Below are 26127 nucleotides of genomic sequence, written 5' to 3' on the forward strand. Positions count from 1 at the left end.
TGCACCAGAAGTATGTAATAGCAACACTTATGTCGTTCACTATTATTACTAATTGTACAACTTCTATATCCAATAGTGAAATATAACGATAGCTTCTGCTAATTGGTTATATTTTACTACCAATCATCAGAAGCTATGCGTCATTTCAATTAAGAAATCATTATTTTCTTATATGTGCTAATAAACTGATTGGCATTAATTATTGCAAGCGGTTTGCTATAATAATACCCTTGAGCTTCTTGGCAGTTCAATTGCTTCAAAAACTCTACTTGATCAATCGTTTCTACTCCTTCAGCAATAACCGAAATGCCCATGTGATTGGCTATATCTAAAATCGTACGAATAATAACTTTATTATTGTCATTTAAGTTTCTAACAAATGATTGATCAATTTTTAAACGATCAATGGGAAACTGACTGAGATAGCTAAGTGAACTATAACCCGTTCCAAAATCATCGATACTAATACTTACTCCCAGTTGTTTAATTTTGTCCAATACTTTAATTGAATATTGTGCATTTTGGGCTACACTTTCTGTTATTTCAAGTTCTAAATATCGTGGAGGAAGCTTAATGTCTAATAAAATTTCAGATATTAATGCAGGGAAATCATCATGCATGAATTGTTTCAAACTAATATTAACAGCTACATTAATATCAGTAATACCTTGATCATACCAACTCTTCATCTGACGACAGGCTTCTCGTAATACCCATTCTCCAATTGGTACTATGAGATTAGTTTCTTCAGCAATATGAATGAAATGGTTAGGAGCAATCATTCCTTGAGTAGGATGATTCCACCGTAATAAAGCTTCCATTCCTATTATTTTATTACTACTCAAATTAACCTTAGGCTGATACCATAATTCCAATTCTTCTTTTTCAATCGCACGACGTAAATCCCGCTCAAGCTCAAGTCTTGTAGTGATTGCATGATGTAATTCCAAGGTGAAAAATTGATAATTGTTTTTCCCCTTATCCTTTGCAGTATACATTGCAGCATCTGCATTTCGTAATAGTTGATCAATCGTTTTCCCATCTTGTGGAAACATACTGATTCCAATACTTGGAGAAATATATACTTCAGTTCCATTTATAATAAATGGATGAGCCATATCTGCGAGGATATGTTCTGCCACCCACTCCACTTGTGCATGATTAGCGTTTTCGAGATACATCGTGAATTCATCTCCACCTTGCCTCGAAACATAACCTAGTCCCTTTAACTTACCCAATAATCTCAAAGCAACACTTTGGAGTAACTTATCTCCGGAGGAATGTCCCATTGTATCATTAACCGTTTTGAATCGATCCAAATCCATAAACAATACAGCAATCTTACTACCTTTTTCTTGCGCAGTATGAATAGCATCAGTAAGTGCTCTGTTGAATGAAGTTCGATTCGGAAGATTCGTTAATGAATCAAAATGAGCCATCACATGAATTGTTTCCTCTGCTTCTTTACGCTCGGTTATATCAATCATTGATCCGACTACTTCGATAACGTTCCCTTGCTCAATTACTGGCGATAACGAAATATAGTAATATTTATTACCATATCGCATCTCGAATTGATGACTTTCCCCTTGAAAAGCCTCTTCAAAATAATGTTCAACATGATGGAACTGTTCTTTCCAAACCTCTTTAATCCATATATTTTCTACTTGTTCTGTTGTAATATCGAGTAATTCAGCTATTCTGCCTTCACTTAATGTGAATACAATTTTCTGTTTATGATCACGAGTTAATTTAAAGATACAATTTTGTAAATTTTTTATCGTACGACGAAAATCATGTTGCAATACTTTAGCTAACTTAGTTTCGGCAATCACTCGATCTGAAATGTCCGAACGTATAGAGACATACTGATATGGTTTCCCTTGATCGTCTAGAAAAGGAACAATTGTAGTATTCATCCAATAGTAGCTTCCATCCTTCGCGCGATTTTCCACTTCTCCACGCCATACTTTACCTTGCATTATTGTATTCCACATCTCTGCAAAAAATTGCTTAGGGTGATGTTTGGAATTGATTACTCTATGTGTTTTCCCTATTAATTCATGTCTACTATATTTGGAAATATGACAGAACATATCATTAACATAGGTAATAACACCACTTGCATCTGTCACAGCAATAATAGATGCCGCATCAAACGCGTCTTTCATATCTATTAGATTTCTTAATTGTTCATCGTAATTCAAATCTTCATTAATTAGTTCAGTTCGATCTTGTGCCATGATCACATAGGCTGAGGCTGATTGTATATCCTCTTCTTGATTTACAGTAGAAATCGTCACTTCAACTTTTGCAAGTAACTTTTTGGATTGGAAATACATAAGATGTCCATTCCAGTGACCGAATTCATTCACTGATTTCCATACATCTTTCCAATCTTTTTTTCGTTTGAGTCGAATATCAAACGGTGTGAACATTTTTTCTATATGTTGATCTATTTCATTAATACCATATATCGCAATAAACTGTTGAAACAACTCATTAATGCCTGTAATCTCGCAATCAGCATTTATTTGAGCAATCATAAAGTTTTTATTCCAAATATGTGAGGATATTTGTATTTGTGATGTAGCAATCCCCATACTCAACAACTCCATTCTAGCTATATAAGAATAATTTCTATATAGCTAATAATTATAGATGATTGTAATGAAATATAACTGAAATAGTTTCTATTAATAGAATAAAAATTATTCATATAGGTCAAAAGTTCCTTATTTACCAATAAAACTATATCAGTAAATATTAACATTTTGTAATTCGTTTCACAAATACAATACATGCCAATATTAATTTCCATTACAAAAAGAGCTGTCCGTAAATTGCATTCGTAGCAATTTATGGACAGCTCTTTTATAGAATAATATTGGTATCATCCGAATGTGATAACACCGTATCCGATCAGAACAATGACTACTAATAGCACTCCGAAAATAATCCAAAACGGTAATGTGTTTTTACCTTTTCTCTGACGAACTAAGATCATTTCCATCATACCAATAAGTATAATCGCTAATACGATTTTCAAGTCGAATACATGAGGATATCCACCTTGGAAGAACATATAGCCACCAGAAAATAGCTGAATTAGATAGAATAAACGTAAAATCATATGTGTTACTTTTTTCACTTTTTGTTTTGGTACAAAGTAACTTACTAAGAACAAAATAATCATAATTATCCAAGCTGCAGAATGTGTATGTAGCATTCCAGTAAACATGTAATTACCTCCTTCATTTATTTCATTATGTAGGGTCGTATTTCTTCTACATTAGAATTATACCAGTTTCGTAATAGGAAGCAAATCATAGTTGTTATAATCTATGACTTTTATCATTTCCTTACCGAAAAATAATAAAATTGTCACAGCTTGCTCATCTTCTCTATGCCATCTATCGCTATACTCAGTATATACAACATATTAAAGGAGATATTATGCTGAAAACACCTATAGGTAAATTAAGACTAGCTGGGCTGTTAGACGGTTTATCACTTATCATTCTAATTTGTATTGGTATGCCTCTGAAATATTGGATGGATATTCCGGAAGTTGTTAGCATTGTCGGTAGAATTCATGGTGGTATCGTTATCGTCTATGGTGCAAGTATTATTTATGCCGCATATAAGACACGTTGGAATTTAATTTGGACAGCACTTTGCTTCGTAGTAGCATTTATACCATTTGGAAACTTCTTCTTAGATCGCAAACTTGAAAAGTTAGATAAACAATATCAATAATTGAACTTTGTATAGTCGCTACACATATTGAATAGCCGCTCGCTGTTCAATATGTGTAATCGGCAATTGTGGCAACTGTTGTTGTAATTGTCGTGCCAAAATCTTCATCCCCGCATCTTCACTCTTCTGATGACCTATAACGAGCAATGAAATTGCTTTTCCTTGTGCATTCGCATCTCTTACATATTCAGGTGTTTCCCACTCATATCCTTCACCAGCGATAATTAATTGTATATTCCCTTTTTCATATGCGGGGATACAGTGGGCACCAGTACCACGGAATCCAAGACGCAGCCAGACGTTCGAACATAATTGGTCCTGTTGTCCGACAAGCTGAATATAATCAATCCCAAGGCGCTGTTTCAACTGCTGTATAATTTGTCCTACCGATTGTGTTGGTAGATTTAATAAATCTTCATGAGCTCGATCTGAATATGAGGACCATTCCATGACGTCAAGAAAACCTTCCGAAATAATATCTGGAGAATAACGATGGGCATAATCATGAAAACGAATTACATTTATACGATGCTTATTCAATAACTCTAGCTTGCGCTCTATTACTTCACTTACACCGAAATTATAAGGATCGCTATGATGGTTATAACAAGTCGGCTCATGTGAAATTATAACGTTAATGCCTCGTTCAATAGCTTGTTCAATCATTTCATAGCTACATATAAATGTTGTCGCAATCCCCTTAACTTCTTCATCGCCATCTCCTACGATAATTCCATCTACGGTTTCGGCTAATTCACCTACTGGTGCTATTAATAGTTCCATTAACTCTTTCACTAACATTCTGTCTTACCTCCCAGGTTGATTATTTTGTGTTCTATTCACAATAGACTATAATTCAATTCCAGACTGATTTTTAATCATGTAAGTGGAAACAGTTTTTTCATCAAGACGGTAGAAATACATCGCAATTATCATTCCGATATACCCTATAATCGGAACTAAGGTAAAAATCACCCATATTCCATGTAGTGCTTCCGCGCTTTGCGTAGTGCTTTGGTTTACATAACCATAATAAGAGAGTAAAGCTAGGCATAATGTAGATGACAATGCTCCAGCGATTTTTGTAAACATCGTCTGGACTGAAAATGCTACACCCGCTGTACGCTGCCCTGTAATCGCGTTACCGTATTCAATACAATCTGCCGTAAACATTCCGTACAGTAATAGCGGAATTTGCATACAAAGTACTCGAACAGCCGCGATGACAAGGAACAATGTAAAGTTATTATAACCTACTGCATACTGGATAAGTGAAAGAATTATGACGAGACATGAACAATAGATGGTGAGACGTTTTTTTCCAAATGTCGTAATTAGCTTGGGTAAAAGTGGTGACACAATAACGATTGGCAACACTAATACCGCTAATAATATAGTAAGCAAATTTGCGTCACCTAGATTAGATTCTGCAAAATAGATTGCGATCGTTTGTAAAGTATTGGTTGTACTCATAAGCAAATAACCAATATAGAAAATAAAGAAATATTTATTACGAAGCAGGTGCTTAAATATTTGCACAAACGATATGTTCTGCTCTTTATATACTACTCGCTCTTTCGCAACAAAAGGTAAAGGAATCATCGTTATTAATGAGGCAGCGCAATAGATGGCCATCGCACCAACCCATCCTAATGAATCGACGAACAGCATAAATCCAGCTGTTAATATCGCTGCAATGGCACCAGTCATACGTGCTATAGCAATTAATTGATCACGCTCATATACATGTCTGGTCATCACTGTTGATAATGAAAACATCGGCGAATCAGAGACAGTGTATGCCATCCCCCACATAATATAAGTAACGTAAGCAAACACGAGTTTCATAGAATAGCCAGCATCTATATTTACAAATGTAAATAACATGGTGAGCGGAATAATAATACTTGTGTATTTCAGCCAAGGTATGTACTTTCCTGATTTGAAGTTTAGCTTATCTACGATTGCCCCCATAATCGGATCATTAAATGCATCCCATAATTTAGCGATCAATAGCAATGTAGCTGTGGCACCTAAAGATAATCCTACTTCTTCTGTGTAGAAGAACGTAAGAAATTGAAGCTGAAGCATGTACATTAAATTTTGCCCGAACGAAAAGCCACCGTAACTCATTTTTTCAAGTCTAGTTGTCATATTTCCTTTTATAGTTGTCATCTTCATTCCCCCTCCTTCTCATTCATAGTATGCACTTTCTTACTGCAATAATTGTATTATTTCACGAATCATCATACAACTGTAAAATAACACAAAAATTTACTTATTCATTTTGAGCACTCACTTATATGAATAAGTAATTACTAGTGAGGAGGATAAATATATACATAAAAATGCACTCCCTCAATGTTCATTGGATAAACAAGGTGTTTATTCCACTGTTCATTTTTAGGAGTGCACTTCATTTACCAAACTTGTCGTTTCAACTTAAAGGTGTTTTGTTTCACTAGAGTTACGCACGCTTTCTACGAGTCATAACATCAAATATTACAGCAACAGCGAGCACACCGCCGCGAATAATATATTGATATGAAATTCCTACACCTAACAGATTCATACCACTAATAAGAGATGCCATAACGATAGCACCAATAATTGAACCCGTTACTTTACCAACGCCACCTGCAGCAGAGACACCGCCTACATAGGCCGCTGCAATAGCATCTAGTTCAAACAATGTTCCAGCAGTTGTTGTTGCCGATTGTAGGCGAGCAGTAAATAATATACCTGATAGAGCGGATAATAAGCCCATTGAACCAAAGACGATATACGTAATTTTCTTGACGTTAATTCCGCTTAAATGTGCTGCTTCAGGATTACTTCCGACAGCATATATATGTCTACCTATTACCGTCGAAGATGTTAGAAAATGATAAATAACGGCTACGATCAACATAATAATAACAGTCCATGAGAAGCCCTTGTAACCTGCGAGAATATAAGTAATATAAGCAATAATTGCAGAAATAAATACTAGTTTAATAGCAAACATACCTTTAGACATGACTTCAAAATTGTACTTTTGTTTATTTTTACGTTTTGAAAACTCACTAACAATATACAAAACAATAATAATAGCTCCGATAATTAATGATAATAAATTCAAATGCATAACTTTCATTATAGCGGGTACATATCCATTTCCAATTGCGTTAAACGTTTCGTCTTTAACCATAATAGTACCTGACTTCTCAGTAACACGAAGTAGTGCACCACGGAATATTAACATTGCTGCTAGAGAAGCAACGAACGAAGGAATTCCAATTGACGCAACGAGAAATCCGTTGAAGAAACCTACAACAATTCCTAGCAAAAGAATAACTGGAATAGTAATAATGACCGGGACGCCTAATTGAGTTAACATTGTTGCTGCAATCGCTCCCATAAATCCCGCAGCAAATCCTACAGACAGGTCGATATGTCTAATAACAATAACTAATGTCATTCCCACTGCCAGTACAGCTATATACCCCGTAGCATCTAATAAGTTACTAATATTACGTGAGGATAAAAACAATCCATCCGTTAATATAGTGAACGTTAGCATGATAATAAATAATGCAATATACATTCCGTATTCACGTATATTTGTTTTTAGCATATTTTTGGCTTCATGCATTAATTTCATAATTATTAACCCCCTAAAACTTTTCGACTGATTCTATGTGATCACCAGTGGATGATTTGAACATCCCTTCTACTAATCAAGTTCAAATCGTTCACTTGTCAGCACCAAGAAGATGACATGAAGTTAGGAAATGAGGAGCGGAGTGTACGTTATTGGTACACGAGCACCACAGGCTTTGGATGAATGGCAGCTTCGCCGCCGAATACACTACATAGCCAATCTTCGTGATCACCAGTGGATGAGTTGAACATCCCTACTACTAATCAACGTTCAAATCGTTCACTTGTCAGCACCAAGAAGATGCCATGAAGTTAGGAAATGAGGAGCGGAGTGTACGTTATTGGTACACGAGCACCACAGGCTTCCGATGAATGGCAGCTTCGCCGCCGAATACACTACATAGCCAATCTTCGTGATCACCAGTGGATGATTTGAACATCCCTACTACTGAGTAGCTAACTCCATAACCTTTTCTTGGCTAGCATCTTCAATGGATAATTCACCCTTTATTTTTCCTTCAGCCATAACATAGATGCGATCACTCATCCCTAACACTTCGTTCAATTCGGATGAGATCATAATAATACTCATACCATCTTGAATTAATTGATTCATAATGGTATATATTTCAAACTTTGCTCCCACATCTATTCCGCGTGTAGGTTCATCCAGAATTAGAACGTCAGGTTTTACATACAACCATTTACCTAAACTAACTTTTTGTTGATTGCCACCACTTAGATTACCTACTAACTGTTCTACTGATGGTGCTTTAATATTTAGTGACTGTTTGTACTGTTCGGAAATTTTCACTTCTTCATTCGTATTAATAACACCTCGAGCAGAAATACTTACTAGATTAGCTGCTGAAATATTTTGCTTAATATCTTGTAGAAGAAATAATCCATTTCCTTTGCGATCTTCCGTTACATAGGCGATGCCAGCTTTAATGGCATCTTGCGGATGCTTGAATTGTCTAGTTTCACCATTAAACTTCAGTTCACCCTGTAGCTTATACGACTTTGGATTCCCAAAAATACTTTGTGCTAATTCTGTACGACCAGACCCCATTAATCCAGCAATGCCTACAATCTCACCTTTACGGACATGAATGTTCGCGTCTTTTACAACGTTTCTACCTAGTTTGGGATCATATGCCGACCAATTTTTCACTTCTAATATAGTTTCACCAATGTTTTTATGCTCACGCTTAGGAAAGATATCGTCGATCTCTCGTCCAACCATATTTTTGATGATGACATCTTCAGTTATTTCATTCTTTTTCGCATCTAACGTACAAATCGTTTGCCCGTCCCGAAGGATCGTTGCTTTATCAGCAATCGCGATAACTTCTTTTAACTTATGAGAAATCATAATACACGATATTCCCTGAAGTTTCAGTTCCTTCAATAATTGCAATAAATTTTCACTATCATCTTCATTAAGTGCAGCCGTAGGTTCATCAAGAATAAGAAGTTTCACTTCTTTACTTAATGTCTTTGCAATTTCTACTAATTGTTGTTTTCCAACGCCAAGATCTTTCACAAGCATTGCAGGATTAACAGTTAATTTCACCTTGTTAAGCATTTGATTCGCTTGCACAATCGTTTTATTCCAATCGACTCCGAATCTTCCCGTTACTTCATTACCTGCATATATATTTTCATATACCGTCAGATCAGGGAACAACGCTAATTCTTGATAGATGATGGAAATTCCAATTTTGACACTATCCGTGATTTTCTGAAATTGTTGTACTCGGCCTTGATATACAATATCTCCAGAGTAGGATCCATGTGGATATACCCCACTAAGTACTTTCATAAGTGTAGATTTACCTGCTCCATTCTCACCTATTACGCAATGTATTTCTCCTTCTTCTACTTTAAAGTTCACATTACTTAAAGCTTTAACACCAGTAAAATGTTTTGAAATATTGTTCATCTCTAATATATATTTACTCATAACTATCCAGCACTCCTTAACGTTACTGCACGCTAGAATAGAGGAATAGTGATAGACTTCTCTATCACTATTCCGATGTAGCTATATGTCATTCACGTTATTATAGACCTGTAAATTCTTTCGCTTCATAGTATCCTGAATCAACTATAGCTTTTTTAACATTATCTTTATCAACTGTAACAACATCTGTTTGTTTCGCTTTAACATCAATTGCACCGTTAGGGTAAACACCAGTTGTAGCTGGTGTGTTACCATCAAGAATACCAACAGCCATATCTATTGCATCTTTTACAAGGACACGTACATCTTTTAATACAGTCATCGATTGTTTACCCTCAATAATGTACTGAATCGAAATTTTTTCAGCATCTTGACCAGAGATGACATATTTAGTTATGTCTCCATCAGATGCAAAAACATCAGCAATAGCACGTGAAGTACCGTCGTTTGGAGCAAGAATAGCTACTTCACCTTTTGCATCAGCTGCTGCAGCTGTTAGATGTGTTTGTGCTTTGTTTTTTGCTTCGGCTGGTTCCCAGTTCGTCGTTACTTGACCAATAATTTTACTCATCTGTTCGCGATCAAGTGTAGCAGCGTCTTGAAGTGCAATTGCTTCGCTTGAGTTAGCAATTTTGAATGTACCATCAGCAATTTTAGGTTGTAGCACTTCCCATGCACCTTGGAAGAACAAGAATGCATTATTGTCAGTAGCAGCGCCTGCATATAAGTATAGAGGTTGACCGTTGCCTGTTGATTTGTCTACTAGATATTGCGCTTGAGCTTTACCTACGCTGATGCTATCAAATGTTACATAGTAATCAACTTTATCTGTGTTTGTAATTAGACGATCGTATGAAATAACTGTAATACCAGCATCTTTAGCTGCTTTCACTGCACCCGCTGCTGCATCACCATCAAAAGGACAAATAATTAGTACTTCAATACCTTTTGCAATGAGTGCGTCTACATTTTCTTTTTCTTTAGCAGATGAACCTTGGCTAAATAAGATCTCCGTATTGTACTTAGAATCTTTCAGTGCTGCCTTAAAGCGCTCTTCATCTTGTATCCATCTTTCTTCATCTTTTGTCGGCAATACAATACCGATTTCAACCTTTTTACTATTACCACATGCTGCAAGAATCGATGTAAGCATCATAACTACAAGAAATAATGTGACCGCCTTAAAATTTTTCTTCATTACTTAACCCTCTTCCTAATTGGTAATGTTTCGTGCAAGCTAAGTGTAGCATTATGGAAATATCATCCACACTAGAGAATACTCATCATTTTCTTGAATATTCTAATGTTGTTCATGGTCATATTGAATGTAGATATTGTTTCAATCGGTTGGTGAGACTACTATTGAACGATTACGAATTGTATGATATATTAATCGTACACGATTAAATCGCAAGCGATTAATATGATATCAATTTTATTGTTAGAAATTGATATTAATTACCGAGGAGGATTACAATGACAACTATTTATGATTTCAATGTAAAAAAACCAAACGGAGATATCATTTCTTTGAAAGATTATGAAGGAAAAGTTGTACTTATCGTTAATACTGCAAGCAAATGTGGATTAACACCGCAATTCCAAGGGTTACAAGAGCTGTATACAAACCATCAAGAAAAAGGATTTGTCGTTCTTGGATTCCCTTGTGATCAATTCAACAATCAAGAATTCGATAATATAGAAGAGACAACAGAATTTTGCCAGCTTAATTATGGCGTAAGTTTCCCGATGTTTGCAAAGATTAAAGTTAATGGGGATGACGCGGATCCATTATTCAAATATCTAAAAGAAGAAAAACGCGGACTATTAATGAGAAAAATCGAATGGAATTTTGCGAAGTTCTTGATTGATGCACAGGGTAAAGTCGTGAAACGCTATGCAGCTACAACTGACCCTAGCAAATTAGAAGGAGATATCGTCGCTTTATTGAAATAAGCGCGACTTTTGAGAAGCAATGAATTCATTTTTAGCACTTAATAAGCAACTTTGCTTTGCCCTATATGAAGTTTCTAGTCAGATGACTAAGTTATACAGTAGTGTGCTTCAACCATTCCAACTTACTTATCCGCAATATCTTGTATTACTTGCGTTGTGGGAAGAGGACGGAGTTACTGTTAAGCAACTTGGCGATACTCTTGGTATTGGTACTGGTACATTAACTCCAATGCTTAATCGAATGGAAACTCAGCAATGGATACGGAAAGAACGAAGCAAACAAGATGAACGACGTGTTCACATTCATCTTGAACATAAAGCATACGAACAACAGCAACAAATTTCTGATGCTGTAATAAGTAAAGTGTCTAGTTGTCATATTGATCAAGAACAATATGAACAACTTCTACATCAGCTTCATCTGCTTAAAGAAAAGCTACAATAGTTTACAAAAAAAAGTAGCATGCGCTTAAGAAAAATTGATTAGCGCATGCTACTTTTATTAATTTAACGAAGTCGTTCCTCGGTAAGCTTGAATTGACCTACAAGTTGTTGCAATTGGTTCGTAATAATATCCACTTGCTTGCTCGTATCTTGTACCCCTAACATTTCGTCAGCTAACGTATTTACACGCTTCCCAACACTTGTCGATACTTTACGGTTTTTATTACTAACTTGAGCTATTTGTTCTAGTAAACCAACTACCCCGTCAACAACTTCACTCTTACGTATATCTTGCATATTTGCTTCACTTAAAGCTTCAGCAACCGTTTGGACGAGTACATTTCCTTCTTCTACTACACCATTGCCTTCGTCAATAGTGTGATAAGCTTTCTGTGCTTCCTTATAAATACGATCTGTTATGGCATGTACTTCAGCAGTTGATTTCTTTGTATTATTAGCAAGCTTGCGAATTTCACCTGCAACGACTGCAAATCCAGCTCCTTGTTCACCAACATGGGCTGCTTCTATAGAAGCATTAAGCGCTAGTAGTTGAGTTTGAGCTGATATCTCTTCGATAACACCAATTACATTTCTTATATCTTGCACTGTATCTACAAAGCTATGTATCGAATGATTCGTATCTTTTACTTTGGATGATATTTCAAACATTTTATCACCGATTCGATCAATTTCAGATTGGGCTACACTAATTTGCGATGCAGCTTGTCCTTCAATGACCTTCAATGTCTCTTTCATCGTATCTGCCATCTCTCGAACTTGTTCAATATCTGCTAATTGTAGATGAATACTATCAATCATCTCTGTTACTTGATGACTTACTTTTCTCGTAGAGGATGTCGTTACCGTTGCTGTCTCATTCATTGCGAGTTGACTTTCTGACACTTGATATGCAGCGGTACGAACTCTTAACATAATGCCCTCTAAGGAGTCCATCATATTATTTAACCATTTTGCAATATCTTTTATTTCATTATTATTGAAATGTGAAAGATCAAGTCTCTTAGTAAGATCACCTTTACCTTCCGCATTTTTCTGAATGAACTTTTTCACTCTACGAATTTGACTAATTTCTTGTTGATCCGTTCTGCTCTGTACAGTTCTGAGGACAAACCACCCTGCTATAAGTTGAAGAGCGCCTACAATAATACCCGTTATCCATGGAGACATGACATTACCTAGTAAGCCAACGATCACTATAGAACATGCGGCAATAACTGCAACACTTATAGCCTCTAGCTGTCTACGCTTCGTTCCAATGCTTCGAACACGATACACCTCTTCAAAGTCTCCTTCACACATCATTCCCCATATATCTGGGCAATAAGGCAGTTGGAACGTACACCCTTTACCGATAACAGGGATATATCGATAATCTGGATAAGCAGGAAACTGCACGTATAGATTATTACCATTCTTTATCGTATTTGCTACACCCGGATGGAGTTCCTTCGTCGCTGGACTTATAAATTTCAATTCCAGTTCCGTATGTTCTTTAACTGTAACTGTGCCCCAATCCGTTGTTACACCGTCCTTCAAATTTTCACCCATCGTAAAGGTTTTATCTTCAAAACGACTACGGGATAACGCAATACCAGGCTCGATATGTGTAAGCAAGTTAGGTTTTGCCATAAATAAATAGTTATCTCCAGAATCGGGATAGACATGACCTGCTTCACGTTGAATCAGATCTCCTATGACATCGTTCGGTACTCGTCCACATAGTATTGCATTTAGTTCTCCATTGTAGATGATTGGTTTCATAAATAATAAAGTAACCGCATCATGGAATGAAGAAGAACGTGCGCCAATTGTAATGGTAATAGGATCAACATATGGGCCAAATAATAACGGACTTTCCCACTTTGCTCGACGAAGATAGTCAATTCCCTGCTCTAATATACTATTGTGAGCATAAGAACTATTTCTATGTTGTTCATTTGTTGATGCTACAACTTGCAGTGCATCATTCAGTACAAATAACTCTGTAAAATCAATAGATTTCATATATGTTTTCTGTAACAGAGGCACTAACCAACCCTCCGCCTGGTCTGATGGATTAGAATTTAACTTCTCGATGCACTGCTCCGAAAGTCGATCCATAGCATGCCAAGTATCACTCGTCCAGTCAATTAATAATTGCTTTCGGGTATCTGATATTCCATCAAATTCACGCTCAATATCTTTTTGTAGATGTTTATTATGTTTCCACGACTTCGCTAATGGTGCACCAACTTTATAGCCTAGCCAACCGTACATATCAGTTTCCCCCCTGCTGAACTATGTTAATTTATATTACATCAATATTGTGACAACCATATCGTAGCATATACACCGTTCATTTTCTTTGCACTTACGACTTATTATTTATACTAATTTTACATATTTTGCGAATTAAAAAGGCTGTTGTAAGAATAGCAAAGCTACTCTTACAACAGCCTTTTATATGATACTTAGTCTAACATTAACTAGTTTGATGTCGAATAACCCACGAAGCCAGTCATCGTTATCAAAGCCCGCTTTTTGAGCTTCCCCTTTCAATGAGGGTTCAACAAGCGGGCTTTCAGAACCAAGAAGATGCACTCCAGCGGAAACGAGTAGCACAGCGTACGTTTTGTGTACGTGAGCACACGCAGGCTTTCGATGGGGGGCATATTCGATGTCGAATAACCCACGAAGCCGATCATCGTTATCAAAGCCCGCTTTTTGAACTTCCCCTTTCAATGAGGGTTCAACAAGCGGGCTTTCAGAACCAAGAAGATGCACTCCAGCGGAAACGAGTAGCACAGCGTACGTTTTGTGTACGTGAGCACACGCAGGCTTTCGATGGGGGGCATATTCGATGTCGAATAACCCACGAAGCCGATCATCGTTATCAAAGCCCGCTTTTTGAGCTTCCTTTCTGAGTGGCAAACGTATTGCGTTCCCAAAACACCCCATCCACATACCCCTGGATGGATCCATCTTCTTCTGCCATTTCCAAGCGCTTCTCTGCCCATGTACAATAGACATCATTCTGCTCAATGCCAACATAATGACGTCCTAACTTTTTCGCAGTAACGGATGTGGTACCTGAACCCATAAATGGATCAAAAACAATATCGCCCTTATTCGAGCTAGCTAATATTAGTTTCGCTAATAATTTCTCCGGTTTTTGCGTTGGATGGGCTGTATTCTCAGCCATAGACCAATACGGAATTGAAATGTCATCCCAGAAATTTGATGGAGACGTATTACGAAAATTACCCTCTTTCGTCTCTTCCCAATCTTTCGGCTTACCATCTACTCGATAAGGAGCAATGACTTTTTTACGTATCTTCACAGCCTCTAGATTAAACGTGTAATCTTTGGACATCGTAGCAAACCATACATCTTCCATGCCATTTTTCCAATTCCTACTGGCACCACGACCTTTCTCGCGTTGCCATGTAATACGATTCAAGACATTTAATTTCTCCATAAGAACACTACCAATAATTAAGCTAGATTTCCAATCACAACATACATAAATACTTGCATTCGGCTTAAGCAATGGCAATACTTTATCAACCCAATCTATCGTATATTCACGATAGTTTTCTTCACTCTGCTTTGTAAATTTTGCGCCATGATAATTTTTCTCAAGATTATAGGGTGGATCTACGATTAATAAATCTACAAATTGATGCGGTAATAATGGTAGAACTTCTAATGAGTTACCGTGAATACTTTTATCTATAATTTCATCGATCATAACTTCTGATTGTACTTGAATACATCTTTCATAATACTGTGAACCTTCTTCAACAGAAATATCAATCGTCTTATTTCTAGCTGATTTTTCTTTCATCGTTCACCTCGTTACGATACCTATCGAGTTTACTCTTAGCTATCTATTTTGTGTTGTAGTTTATCATACTTACTATACGAAAACAACGAATTAACCTACAGTATAATACATATGCTCAAGACTAACTCATACTGTAATTTGGAATATGCGACTATTAATTAGTTACTGTACTCTTTTGGCATGAATAATAAATCTAGCATCCGTTACCTCGTACGTACAAGTTACTAATGTAATTAGTTGGTCTTCTGAAGTCACTTCAACACCAGTATCATAGCGTGATTTTTTTATTATTTTGTCTAAATAAGTACTGTACTGCTGCTCGTCTGCAAACTCATATTCAAAAAACTGATCCTCAGGAGAATAAATATATACAGAAAAGATTTGCCAATTCGTTGAGCCATCTAGACCCTCAAATGTGATCGTATTATGCTCTTTATAGTAAGCAGCATCTTTATATTTGGATAGCTCTCCAAACATACTTCCATCCTTCATATGATGACCATAAATGACAGTATGGATATCTTCATTGACATCCTTATTACGATAATCCATAAATATTGAGCCGCGTGTAGATGATTGTTTTTCAACATTATGATTAAGGTAATAATCATTATCGCTAGATTGTACTACAGGATAATTAATCCCCGTATTTTCAATGCTAATCCAGCCAACAATATCAGAATTAATTTCTAATAATTGATCAAACCGCTCCCTATACTGCTGCTTCAATTGCTGCTCGGTTAACTCGCCTTGTGCTACATTGTTCAAATCTTGCTGAACTTTCTGTACATTCTCATATTGCTGCTTCATACGCTCATTCAGCTTGTTGCTTACATAACCATCATATAGGTATTGCGCTAAGTGGTAACCGCTGTACAGAAAAATGGTGATAACAATACATAGCGCGACACGCTTAATAATTTTCCCCATCGTATCCCTCAATCTCTCAATCTATTTCATCGTTTTGCCTGCATCATTCAAATTATACCTTATTGTGCAATTAATAAAGGCTGCTTTCTGAAGAACCTCTTAAACAAGGAATGCGTACATTCCTACTGGAACGTACGCATTCTGTAATTTAGTGAATTATTGTTTATAAGTTCTTCTTCTACCAACTAACAGTAAAGCCACAATAGCCAATCCACTACCTACAAACAACCATATCATAGTCGAAATAGAATCTCCAGTTTTTGGTAGTTGGTTACTTTGGTTTGCTCCACCTGTGTTATTACCGCCATTAACTCCTGGCTTATTACTGTCTATATCCGTTTCTGTAGAACCAGTTCCAGGAGTACCACCTGGCCCATTTGAATCTGTATCTGGTTTTTCAGGTTTAACACCTGATACGTTGACTTTTTTATTTACAAAAGTAAATGCTTGAGTCACACCATCAATTGTAATATTAATTGCTATTACTCCATCAGATTTCTCATAAAGATCAGGTGCAACTAACTCTTTCAAACTATAAGAACCGTATGGAATATTTTTGAAGTCTGCAATACCTTCGCTGTCACTTACTGCTACTTCAACTAATTTACCATCTTTATCATATAAGCCAAATTTCGCACCATTTAGCGGTTCGTCATTCTCGTTCACCTTATTTACAACAATGTCGTTACGAATAAGACGATTTTCGACTGTTCCAGCATCATGTGTTTTCGCATCATCAGTTACCGTCACAGGTAATATTACAGTAGAAAGTATATAGCCCTCTAGAGCTTCAACTTCTTTTACAACATATTTACCAGGAAGAATATTCGTAAATGTTGCAATACCGCTAGCATTTGTCGTGCTATTGGCAATTGCTGATGTAAATGCTGTATCTGTTGCTTTATACAATGCGAATTTCACGCCTGCAAGTGGTGCACCTGCTTCATCTACTTTTTGCACACTCACGTTTGGCCAAGGTGCGTCACTGCTACGTTCGTTGACAAATGTCAACTTCACATAATAGTTTTCGCTTGAAATTGTAACATTTTCGATCTGATCTGATTTCACATAGTTTTTAGGTGCTTCAAGCTCCTTAACTGTGTAAACTCCTCCAATCACCTCTGTGAAACGAACAATACCAGAACTATTTGTTACTCCTTCAGCAACAAGAGTGCCCATTACATTGTAAAGTCCGAATTTTGCACCAGTAAGTGGATCACTTAGTTCATTAACTTTTTTAACTTCAATAGTACCTTCGATTAACTCTACCGGTCTCAATTGATTTTCGAAGTTTCCAAGATTATAAGTATGTCCCTCTATTCTAATAGAAACAGACAGTTCCTCATCTGAATGATAATAACCACCAGGAGGAGCAACTTCAATAATCGTATAATCTCCGTACTCTACATCTTCAAAAAGAACGATACCATTATCATCGGAGACCGCAGTTGCGATTTCATTATCGAACTTTGTATCATCTGATGCATATAACGCAAAGGTTGCATTCTTTAACGGTTTGCCAGTCGACTTATCAACTTTCTCGAATTTAACATCGCCTGTTATAATCTCATTTGTTACATTTGGAAGTGTTACCGTAGTATTGTGCTTGATCCCATTAATATCTACAGTCCCAACATCGCTTGTTAATGGATTGTAGCCAACAGGTGCTGTTTTCTCACGAATAACATACTTTCCTTCACCAACATCAACAAATGTCACTTTACCGTCAGTACCACTTGTTTTCGTTTGAACAAGCTGATTGTTGTTGTTTACATCTAATAACTCAAATACTGCACCTGCTAGCGGTTGGTTCTTTTCACTTACTTTTAAGAACTCAATACTCGCTTTAATAAGTGTATTGGCTACTGGAGCAAGCTGTTTTGTTTTATTATGATCCGCATTGGAGATCGTTACGGTATCAATAATACCTTCAATTAGCTTATAGCCATACGGAGGAGAAATCTCTTTTATAGTGTAAGTACCTTCGCCTACATTGGTAAATGTTACTTTACCATCAGTGCCGGATGTTACTCTATTAATTTCTACATTTTGAGTATTGTACAGACCGAATGTAGCTCCGGCCAACGGTTGACTGTTTTCATTGTTTTTAACAAATTCAATAGAAGCTTGGATCAATACGTTTGTTACGTTACCAAGATCAATTGTTGAACCATGATTTGCTTCAGTAATCGTAGTTGTGAATACATCTCCAGTAAGCGGCATATAACCAAATGGAGTTTTCGTTTCACGAATCGTATATGATCCTGCTAAAACGTTTTTGAATTCTACAAGTCCATCTTCATCAGATTCTGATGTTGCTACTGCAACATTACCGCTGTTATACAACTTAAACTCTGCACCTTCGAGTTCGTCTCCTGAATCGTCTAGCTTAACGAATTCAATGTTTGCTCGAATCAATGAATTTGAAACATCTGCTAGTGCTATCGTTGTTCCATGGTCTGCTTCGGTAACCTCAACAGCATGAACAACTCCTGTTAGGGTACGGTAACCAGCTGGAGCTAAAATTTCACGAATATCGTATTCTCCATAATTAACATTTTCAAATGATACAACGCCTAAGCTGTTACTTGTAGCTGTAGCTAAAGGAGTCGAGCTAGCAGCCGCTCCACGAGGGAATAAACCAAACTCTGCGCCTGCTAAAGGATTTCCAGCTTCATTTTTCTTGATAAACTGTACAGTCGCTTTAATCTCTTCATTAGCAAAAACTAATTCCAAATACTTAGGAGTGTGTGAAGCTGTTAATGTTATTGGAATTGCATCCTCTACAACAGCTCCTGTTGTCGTAGCAGTTACTGGAGTGCCGTTCACACTTACATCTCCACTTAATAGATAACCTGTTGGGGCCTGCACCTCTTTAATATAGTAAGGCAGGTCAAACTTAATTCGATTGAATTCCAGTTCTCCATCTACTGTTACTTTCTCTTGAACCTTATTGCCATATTGATCATATAAGGCAAAGGTTGCTCCAGATAATTTAACATTGTTATCATCTAGATCTACCTTATTAACGATAAATTTACCAAGATTACCGTACCCCAAGCTTCCAGCTTGTAAGAAGGTTACTTGGCGTGAATCGTTAGACTGGTAAGCACCATCAATTGGAACGGCAACATTATCTTTAGAACCGAACAGATTAATACTATTAGAGAAGCTAGATCCCGATGTTACCGATTCAGTTACATACGTACGGAACGAAAGCTTATACGCCTTATCAATCGTATCATTTGGGAAATTGAATCTAAATTCTCTAGTCGTAGCATCATATACAATATGCGAGCCATTAAGTGTAATTGGCGTACCTGCACCTAAACCATCAATTCCGCTTGTCGGAATATTGTTAGGCACGTTAATTGCTCCACTATATGCAATTAACTCCACACTTGTTGTGTCTAGCTCAAGACCTGCTTGCAAATTATCAATTAACCAGAATCTATCAACATCTAGCAACTGATTAAGATTAACTGCATTGGAATTCAAATAAACAACCCAATCAATATACTTGTTACCATTAGCGGTTGGAATACCCTTTTTACTTACAATATGGTTGCTAATGGTTTGCGTTGCAGGATCAGTATTAGATCTTGATGTTTCATTATGTGTTAATGTTGCTTCATTCGTAACATCAAAATTACCATTATTCAACGTATTGTTTTGTGAAATAAACTGGGACAGATCCGTAATGGTAGTATCGAAATAAATGGTGTATTGCTCTGTAATAGGCGAATTAAAAGCAAATGTTACAACATCTGTTCCACTAACCGTTACTAGACCCGTGACAGGATTACCACTAAGATTAACTACTCTTACACTGCTAGGTACAAATGTAAGGCCGTCAGGAATATCGTCTACAATGCTGATATTTGAAAGTGAAATCGCATCGTACAAGCTAGGATTAGTTCCTGCTTTCGCTGTACTTGGAGTTGTTGCCCCGTTTTCATTGACAGTCAGTCTCCATGTAATCGTACGCTCAGCTACATCTAGATCGTAGCCTTCTGAATCCTTTTTCAACACATTACTTGTAAAGCCCTGCGTTCCTGTACTACTACGGTTAATTACCCCACTAGTAAAGGTAGCAGTGTTGGAAAAGCGAGTCGTATTATTACTAATAAAGTTAGCTGTAATGTTTTCTGTAGTAGCAGGCTTTGTGTCAAAGGTAATCGTGTATCTGGAATTAATATCAGAATTAAACTCATAGGTAAGTGTTCTAGTTCCAGGAATAAAGTTAAAATCGCCACCAGTATAAGCATTACCTTGATGGTCCACAATTCGAGCAGACCCCTGAATATACTGTTGAGTGGTAGGGATAACATCTGTAATCATTGGTGCAACCAAATTAATATTTTCGCTATTAATATTAATTGACCATGAAATGACACCATTTGCTCGGTTATAACCCGCACCTGACTTGGTGAATAGATTACTGCCTACTCCTACTGAAGCATTTTTTACTACCCCAGTTCCAGTAAGACCATCCCAAGTAAGCACCGCTGCATTTGTAAAGTTGTAACTTCCATTTTCTAGGAAACGAGCTGGCGCAATTTCAGTTTCGTACGTAATCGTAACCTCATTCGTAATATTACCTAGGTTAAAAGTAAGTTCTGAGCCACTTGTTACTGGAGTAACACTACCACCATTTACAGTTGCAGTTCCAGCAATGTAAGTTAGTCCAGCAGGAAGCGTATCCTTAATAATGGCATTGTTGAATGCTAGCTCATCTTCATTCACGACAATCGTCCAAGTAATATTTTTGGTATTATTCGCTGTTGTTGTAGCATTATAACTTCCTGATTTACTTAAAATATTAAGTGGAATAGTTACAGTTTTCGGGCTATCCGCATTCGTTGTTTCGTTATCATCATGCTGAAGTGTAGCGTTATTCGTTACAGCAATGGACGTATCCCCTGCTTCTAGCGCTGCAAGCAACGATGCTTCTCTTAAAGAAGTAACAAAAGTAATTTCCTGCTGCGTTGTAATATCACCTAAAGCAATTGACAAGTTATTTCCAGTAACGGTTACAGCACCTGTAGCAGGTACAGCCCCATTAATTTTTATAGATAAGTCATCGAGGGACTGACTCGCCGGAATAGCATCAACGATTACTGCATTATTAACAGCGACATTCTCTTTGTTTACAGTAATTTTCCATGCAATGTCAGTTCCGTTAGTGATAGCTCCGTCCTTTTGCACGGTAACAGGATCTGGCTCAGGTATTGGATCCTTTTTAAAGGTTAGCGTCACCTTTTGGTTTGGTATACCGAACGAAATATCCGTAGCTGTACCATCTGCATTAATTTGAGTTTCATCAAAATTACCAGCTAAGAAAAAGGCGCCACCTACGTTAGATAGCGTTTGTACACTATCTGAAAAAACAAGCTTGATTTTGTTGCCAGCAATTAAATACGCTGTAGCAACTACTGTTCCATCATCTTCATTTATTAGAGTAGTCGCATATATCTCTTGACCTGCTGCAGGTACAATTGGAAATTTAATAGCTGCAGGAACATCCAAAATAATGAAGTCATCCTCAACGATTGAGTGCACATTAGGCACGGTGAACTCATACAAAAGCATAAAGTCAGTATCTTTCTCTAGATCAGGTGTTCCAATAAGCGTATTACCAGGCATTGTGCCTACCTTTTGTCTAATATCTACACCAGTAATAAATTGAGAAGCTACTTGCCCCGTCACATCATTACCTGAACCTGCTGCATACGAGACTAATACTTTCGAAATAGAACTAGCTTGCAATGCAATAACTAGTAAACAAATCCATATAATCTTTGCATATTTACGCATTATGTACTCTACTTCCTTCCACTTGTATTTATTTCAAATCTATTATCTTAATGCTAGTTGACGGTCAATTTTTGCACAGAACAAAAAGAGAACATGTTTCAATGTCCTATTCCATTCACTAGCTCAAGATTACGGCAAAACTCACTCCTCATCCCTTTCTCTGCAATCTATTGTCATTGATCAATACATGTTTGCTCTCTAATTCAAAAATCTCCACAAATAATGCCTTTTAACATTATAGCTTCTATATCTGAAAAATAACTGATCTCGATTTGCATCACGAGACTATACCACATAATACTGATCAAAATTTGAACTTAAATTAATAGACAAACTGCTATACATTTTAATTAGTTAAAGTAAATACGTCAAGCAAATACTACTCCTCTACTCTTTTAATCCTTACATTTATCTCCATATTTAATATCGGTATGTGCTAAAAAAAAATAAAGTATATCTTCGTATTAAGATATACTTTATTTTTAATTTTTAATTGTACACGTTCAATAATGTCGTCTTTTAGCTTCTTAAAGCTCAACCTTCTCTAGCAACTCTTTCATTAAGCGGAATGATACTGGACAAAGTGCCCCATTGCTCATCGTTAATAGCTTCGACCGCTTATCTACTTCTTTTATATGATTGATATTAACAATATAACTTTTATGACAACGAAAGAATGGTCCATTAATTTCTTCAATCTCTTTAATTCTACCGTAAAATTCGTATCTTCCATTCTTTTCATGAAGCTCTATCTTATGTTGTTGTACGGAGGTTTCGAAATAGTAAATATTATTGTATGGAATGTTTTTTATCTTTTCCCCAATTTTAATTTGGAAGAAATCTGTATCTACTACTTGACCAATTTGTACATATTTATTAAAGGCTACCTGTAACGATTCTTTAACTTGTTCCGTAAACTTCGCATATTGATCCTTAACAATAAAATCTAAAGCCGCTAATTTATACGTAAATGTCAGTTTTAATTTCTCTGCGTGTGTCGTCACAAATATAATATTAGCCAATGGGTCTTTTTTTCTAATCTCCGCAGCTAGATCAATGCCTGTAAGTGCGGAATTTAATTCTATATCAAGAAAGAAACAATCTGCTTGATAATCCTTTAGATAGGTTAATACTTCATTGGGTCCTGATGCACTTAATACAACTTCAATAGAAGGTTCACTGAACATCGCATAATTAATAATCGTTGCATGTATTTGTTGGCGTTGTTCCAATTCATCTTCACATATGATAACCTTCATCTAACTTACCCTCCTTGTCTCTACAACTACCTCTTGAATAAACCATTCATTATCAATAGAGGTATTTATGACAGTATTCGGGTAGTTACTAATTATACTTCGTACCGTTGATAATCCTAGCCCCCGCTGACTGCCTTTTGTCGATACATTTTCATCAAATAATCTCGATACATTAACGTCAATAAGATTGGTTCGATTCTCAATAACAATAACAACATTACCTTCTATTGTAAGCAATATAGCCACATTAATTTTTGCGAATTGGATATCTTCACTGCCTTCAATTGCATTATCCAATAATATTCCAATGATGCGGGCTAAATCGATAATATCCATATCAATTTTTGTAATTTCATCCGGCACCTCTACATTAACAAGTACTTTAGACTTCTCTGCTGCAATGAGTTTGGTAGCAATCAAACCTTTTAATTCAGATATTTTAATATTTTTTAGTTGAATAAACATTAAGTTATGATGCAATGTTTGTTGCTCTACTTTAATAATGTGATCGTGAAAGTAACTTTTTAGCCCAGTCATATTATTATCATCAAGAAATCCACGCATCGTAAGTAATATATTGACGTAATCATGTCTGAATTTGTGCATATCTTGATTCACCTGCTCAAGTTCTTTCATATAATAAAGAAATTGTTCAAACTCTATTTCTTTTTGTCGTATACTATTCCGCTTCTTAAAGTAGTTAAGAAGTAGAGTAAATAAAATGATCATGGAAACGAAATAACTTAATTGTACAAGTAGATTGATCTTAACTAGTTGAAATTCATCGTTGCTTGTTTGTAAAAACATCGTTAAATATACAACGAACAACGTGACAATCATAATTATTAATAAAGAATATTGAACAAACCAAGGAAACTCCAACGATTTATTATCTTTTTGAATGGTCACTTTGTAGATATGTATAAGCACGGCATAAATAAAACAAAACAACACTAGTTCAATAACTATAGAAGTCTCCCCAACACTATCAATGAGATAGTTTTTTAACAACATCGAAAAGTGGTCGGCGACTATTCCACCGACCACTATGACGCAAAAATTCATTGCACTAAGTATGGTCTTTGTAATGAAGCAAAAAATAACAACAGTAGAAATAAGAAGATAGGTAATGAACAACCATTGTGGAAACCATATTAATAACAATATGGTCGGAACAACGGATATTAATATGTATAAAGCAATCATCTTCAGTGTCGGTTTTATATTCACTGTGTAAAAAAAACCACCAAATATAAAACTCAACTCCAACACGCCATGTGCTAGCATTTCTAACTGTCTCATTTTTTGCCCCTCATTGACCTATTTAAATTGAGAAAGATTAGCTTGAATATCTTGTGGAACTTCTTCTTCATAGAAGAACAAAGTACAAGTTACAATTGATGCGATACCAGCAATAAAAATAATTCCCAAAGCGAACTTTTCCTGCATTTTTCCAATTGCATTGTTAACTAGACTCATAACTAACATCTCCCTACTATAATTTTTTGAACGATTAGTACAGCTGCTTCAAGTACTAATCCTAAAGCAATAAAAGGTTTGAGAACGGTTGGAACAAGTATTACTGCTAATAACAGCACACCTAAGCGTATCCAAATTCTCTTACGTAAATATAATCGATGTTTCTCATTATAGACAGCTTGTTTTACTGTCCCGATAGGCGCAATTATAGCAACCATTATAGCTGTTAGAGCAAATACGGTGTAAACAATCCAATCTGCCACAGTTACATATGTGATTAACTTACTGACAAGTGGAAATCCGATAATACTGTAGCCAATACACTCGAACAGCGTCTTAAAGTGATACCCTAAGGCAACCTGTCTGATGATAAAAAAAGCTACATTAGCAATCATCGTTTCTAGCAAACATCCTAGCAAAATAGCAATCACGTAGACGGATACTATAGTGGTAAGGTTTGTAAGCATAATACGAATTCCATAATTCAACTTGGATCGTTCTAATGATGTGTGGTTCTCTCGAACTAATCGATCGAACAAATAATTAGCAACACTTTCCATTGTTCTCCTCCTTTCTATCAATATTCTACCAAATTTTTCATATTTTTTGAGAGTTTGCTCGTAAACGCTCTATATTTAAGCCTAAACGTAATATTTTGTATTTCTTTATTCCATTTTCACATTTATGTATTAAATTGTAAAGTATTAAACCAGTACATTCCCCTTATTTCTACAATTTATTTCTTTATTAAAAACTAACTTGATTAGACTTTATAGATTGAATTAGTGTATCCATACATAATTCGAGCCAATTAGTGGAAAAATAAAAACATCTTGTATAAAGGAGGGAATAACATGTCATTTAAAGACTTTTCTAAAAACATGAATAACAATAATACAAAGCAAAACAACAAGACGAATACACAATCACCTGAGCAAAACAAACATGATGTAGAATTTGCTGAAGAAGCGGCTAGAGAAGCCGGATTGAGTCTAGAAGAGTACCAAAAAAACAAACCTCAATAATCT

The 26127-nt window shown here is 36.1% G+C and carries 20 protein-coding genes; 4 read left to right on the forward strand and 16 right to left on the reverse strand.

Annotated elements, in window-relative coordinates:
- Window positions 1–149: 149 nt before the first annotated feature.
- Together NAG76_03305 and NAG76_03310 are read right to left on the reverse strand one after the other, a co-directional pair.
- The gene (locus NAG76_03305) at window positions 150–2603 is read right to left on the reverse strand and encodes an EAL domain-containing protein (protein ID URN95299.1); all 2454 of its coding nucleotides are present in this window, start codon (window positions 2601–2603) and stop codon (window positions 150–152) included.
- Between the two features lie 290 nt (window positions 2604–2893).
- Window positions 2894–3241, reverse strand: a complete 348-nt coding sequence (locus NAG76_03310) for a DUF1516 family protein (protein URN95300.1) — start codon at window positions 3239–3241, stop codon at window positions 2894–2896.
- A gap of 215 nt (window positions 3242–3456) precedes the next feature.
- Between NAG76_03310 and NAG76_03315 the strand changes: the two genes are divergently transcribed.
- On the forward strand, window positions 3457–3759 hold the full coding sequence (locus NAG76_03315; protein URN95301.1) for a DUF3817 domain-containing protein: 303 nt from the start codon (window positions 3457–3459) through the stop codon (window positions 3757–3759).
- An 18-nt stretch (window positions 3760–3777) separates the two neighbouring features.
- On the opposite strand, the gene NAG76_03320 is transcribed toward NAG76_03315, so the two are convergent.
- The 5 genes from NAG76_03320 to NAG76_03340 all read right to left on the reverse strand — a co-directional run bounded on the left by NAG76_03320 (window position 3778) and on the right by NAG76_03340 (window position 10565).
- Window positions 3778–4560, reverse strand: coding sequence for a Nif3-like dinuclear metal center hexameric protein (locus NAG76_03320; protein ID URN95302.1), 783 nt, complete (start codon window positions 4558–4560; stop codon window positions 3778–3780).
- A gap of 48 nt (window positions 4561–4608) precedes the next feature.
- The gene (locus NAG76_03325) at window positions 4609–5934 is read right to left on the reverse strand and encodes a glycoside-pentoside-hexuronide (GPH):cation symporter (GenBank protein URN95303.1); all 1326 of its coding nucleotides are present in this window, start codon (window positions 5932–5934) and stop codon (window positions 4609–4611) included.
- Window positions 5935–6226: 292 nt separating this feature from the next.
- Entirely contained in the window at window positions 6227–7402 is a 1176-nt protein-coding gene (locus NAG76_03330) for a sugar ABC transporter permease (GenBank protein URN95304.1), read from the reverse strand.
- A gap of 444 nt (window positions 7403–7846) precedes the next feature.
- The gene (locus tag NAG76_03335; GenBank protein ID URN95305.1) at window positions 7847–9367 is read right to left on the reverse strand and encodes a sugar ABC transporter ATP-binding protein; all 1521 of its coding nucleotides are present in this window, start codon (window positions 9365–9367) and stop codon (window positions 7847–7849) included.
- Between the two features lie 100 nt (window positions 9368–9467).
- Window positions 9468–10565, reverse strand: a complete 1098-nt coding sequence (locus NAG76_03340; GenBank protein URN95306.1) for a sugar-binding protein — start codon at window positions 10563–10565, stop codon at window positions 9468–9470.
- A 278-nt stretch (window positions 10566–10843) separates the two neighbouring features.
- Between NAG76_03340 and NAG76_03345 the strand changes: the two genes are divergently transcribed.
- Entirely contained in the window at window positions 10844–11323 is a 480-nt protein-coding gene (locus NAG76_03345) for a glutathione peroxidase (protein ID URN95307.1), read from the forward strand.
- Between the two features lie 19 nt (window positions 11324–11342).
- The gene (locus NAG76_03350) at window positions 11343–11768 is read left to right on the forward strand and encodes a MarR family transcriptional regulator (GenBank protein ID URN95308.1); all 426 of its coding nucleotides are present in this window, start codon (window positions 11343–11345) and stop codon (window positions 11766–11768) included.
- A 62-nt stretch (window positions 11769–11830) separates the two neighbouring features.
- Here NAG76_03350 and NAG76_03355 read toward each other — a convergent pair whose 3' ends face one another.
- The 9 genes from NAG76_03355 to NAG76_03395 all read right to left on the reverse strand — a co-directional run bounded on the left by NAG76_03355 (window position 11831) and on the right by NAG76_03395 (window position 25659).
- Window positions 11831–14044: a methyl-accepting chemotaxis protein gene (locus tag NAG76_03355; protein ID URN95309.1), complete on the reverse strand. Its 2214-nt coding sequence runs from the start codon at window positions 14042–14044 to the stop codon at window positions 11831–11833.
- A gap of 183 nt (window positions 14045–14227) precedes the next feature.
- Window positions 14228–14698: a hypothetical protein gene (locus NAG76_03360; GenBank protein URN95310.1), complete on the reverse strand. Its 471-nt coding sequence runs from the start codon at window positions 14696–14698 to the stop codon at window positions 14228–14230.
- Window positions 14661–15614 (reverse strand): site-specific DNA-methyltransferase, encoded by a 954-nt coding sequence (locus NAG76_03365; protein URN95311.1) that lies wholly within the window; start codon window positions 15612–15614, stop codon window positions 14661–14663. Before NAG76_03365 ends, NAG76_03360 begins: the two co-directional genes overlap by 38 nt.
- A 162-nt stretch (window positions 15615–15776) precedes the next feature.
- Window positions 15777–16544: a class B sortase gene (gene srtB / locus NAG76_03370; GenBank protein ID URN95312.1), complete on the reverse strand. Its 768-nt coding sequence runs from the start codon at window positions 16542–16544 to the stop codon at window positions 15777–15779.
- A gap of 156 nt (window positions 16545–16700) precedes the next feature.
- The gene (locus tag NAG76_03375) at window positions 16701–22361 is read right to left on the reverse strand and encodes a SpaA isopeptide-forming pilin-related protein (GenBank protein ID URN95313.1); all 5661 of its coding nucleotides are present in this window, start codon (window positions 22359–22361) and stop codon (window positions 16701–16703) included.
- A gap of 527 nt (window positions 22362–22888) precedes the next feature.
- Window positions 22889–23620 (reverse strand): LytTR family DNA-binding domain-containing protein, encoded by a 732-nt coding sequence (locus NAG76_03380; GenBank protein ID URN95314.1) that lies wholly within the window; start codon window positions 23618–23620, stop codon window positions 22889–22891.
- Window positions 23621–24922 carry a GHKL domain-containing protein gene (locus NAG76_03385; protein URN95315.1) on the reverse strand — a complete coding sequence of 434 codons (1302 nt, stop codon included), beginning with the start codon at window positions 24920–24922 and terminating at the stop codon, window positions 23621–23623.
- 18 nt (window positions 24923–24940) lie between these two features.
- Entirely contained in the window at window positions 24941–25099 is a 159-nt protein-coding gene (locus NAG76_03390; protein URN95316.1) for a hypothetical protein, read from the reverse strand.
- 2 nt (window positions 25100–25101) lie between these two features.
- Window positions 25102–25659, reverse strand: coding sequence for an accessory gene regulator B family protein (locus tag NAG76_03395; GenBank protein URN95317.1), 558 nt, complete (start codon window positions 25657–25659; stop codon window positions 25102–25104).
- Window positions 25660–25953: 294 nt separating this feature from the next.
- Here NAG76_03395 and NAG76_03400 point away from each other — a divergent pair, with 294 nt between their 5' ends.
- Window positions 25954–26124 (forward strand): hypothetical protein, encoded by a 171-nt coding sequence (locus tag NAG76_03400; GenBank protein ID URN95318.1) that lies wholly within the window; start codon window positions 25954–25956, stop codon window positions 26122–26124.
- The last annotated feature ends 3 nt before the right edge of the window (window positions 26125–26127 follow it).

The organism is Candidatus Pristimantibacillus lignocellulolyticus, from assembly GCA_023639215.1.
In the GTDB taxonomy this organism is placed as follows: Bacteria; Bacillota; Bacilli; order Paenibacillales; family Paenibacillaceae; genus Pristimantibacillus; species Pristimantibacillus lignocellulolyticus.

Bases quoted from the DNA above. Each gene is read 5' to 3' on its own strand.
- NAG76_03305 (URN95299.1), bottom strand. From the start codon at position 2,603: ATGGGGATTGCTACATCACAAATACAAATATCCTCACATATTTGGAAT.
- NAG76_03310 (URN95300.1), bottom strand. From the start codon at position 3,241: ATGTTTACTGGAATGCTACATACACATTCTGCAGCTTGGATAATTATG.
- NAG76_03315 (URN95301.1), top strand. From the start codon at position 3,457: ATGCTGAAAACACCTATAGGTAAATTAAGACTAGCTGGGCTGTTAGAC.
- NAG76_03320 (URN95302.1), bottom strand. From the start codon at position 4,560: ATGTTAGTGAAAGAGTTAATGGAACTATTAATAGCACCAGTAGGTGAA.
- NAG76_03325 (URN95303.1), bottom strand. From the start codon at position 5,934: ATGACAACTATAAAAGGAAATATGACAACTAGACTTGAAAAAATGAGT.
- NAG76_03330 (URN95304.1), bottom strand. From the start codon at position 7,402: ATGAAATTAATGCATGAAGCCAAAAATATGCTAAAAACAAATATACGT.
- NAG76_03335 (URN95305.1), bottom strand. From the start codon at position 9,367: ATGAGTAAATATATATTAGAGATGAACAATATTTCAAAACATTTTACT.
- NAG76_03340 (URN95306.1), bottom strand. From the start codon at position 10,565: ATGAAGAAAAATTTTAAGGCGGTCACATTATTTCTTGTAGTTATGATG.
- NAG76_03345 (URN95307.1), top strand. From the start codon at position 10,844: ATGACAACTATTTATGATTTCAATGTAAAAAAACCAAACGGAGATATC.
- NAG76_03350 (URN95308.1), top strand. From the start codon at position 11,343: ATGAATTCATTTTTAGCACTTAATAAGCAACTTTGCTTTGCCCTATAT.
- NAG76_03355 (URN95309.1), bottom strand. From the start codon at position 14,044: ATGTACGGTTGGCTAGGCTATAAAGTTGGTGCACCATTAGCGAAGTCG.
- NAG76_03365 (URN95311.1), bottom strand. From the start codon at position 15,614: ATGAAAGAAAAATCAGCTAGAAATAAGACGATTGATATTTCTGTTGAA.
- srtB (URN95312.1), bottom strand. From the start codon at position 16,544: ATGGGGAAAATTATTAAGCGTGTCGCGCTATGTATTGTTATCACCATT.
- NAG76_03375 (URN95313.1), bottom strand. From the start codon at position 22,361: ATGCGTAAATATGCAAAGATTATATGGATTTGTTTACTAGTTATTGCA.
- NAG76_03380 (URN95314.1), bottom strand. From the start codon at position 23,620: ATGAAGGTTATCATATGTGAAGATGAATTGGAACAACGCCAACAAATA.
- NAG76_03385 (URN95315.1), bottom strand. From the start codon at position 24,922: ATGAGACAGTTAGAAATGCTAGCACATGGCGTGTTGGAGTTGAGTTTT.
- NAG76_03390 (URN95316.1), bottom strand. From the start codon at position 25,099: ATGAGTCTAGTTAACAATGCAATTGGAAAAATGCAGGAAAAGTTCGCT.
- NAG76_03395 (URN95317.1), bottom strand. From the start codon at position 25,659: ATGGAAAGTGTTGCTAATTATTTGTTCGATCGATTAGTTCGAGAGAAC.
- NAG76_03400 (URN95318.1), top strand. From the start codon at position 25,954: ATGTCATTTAAAGACTTTTCTAAAAACATGAATAACAATAATACAAAG.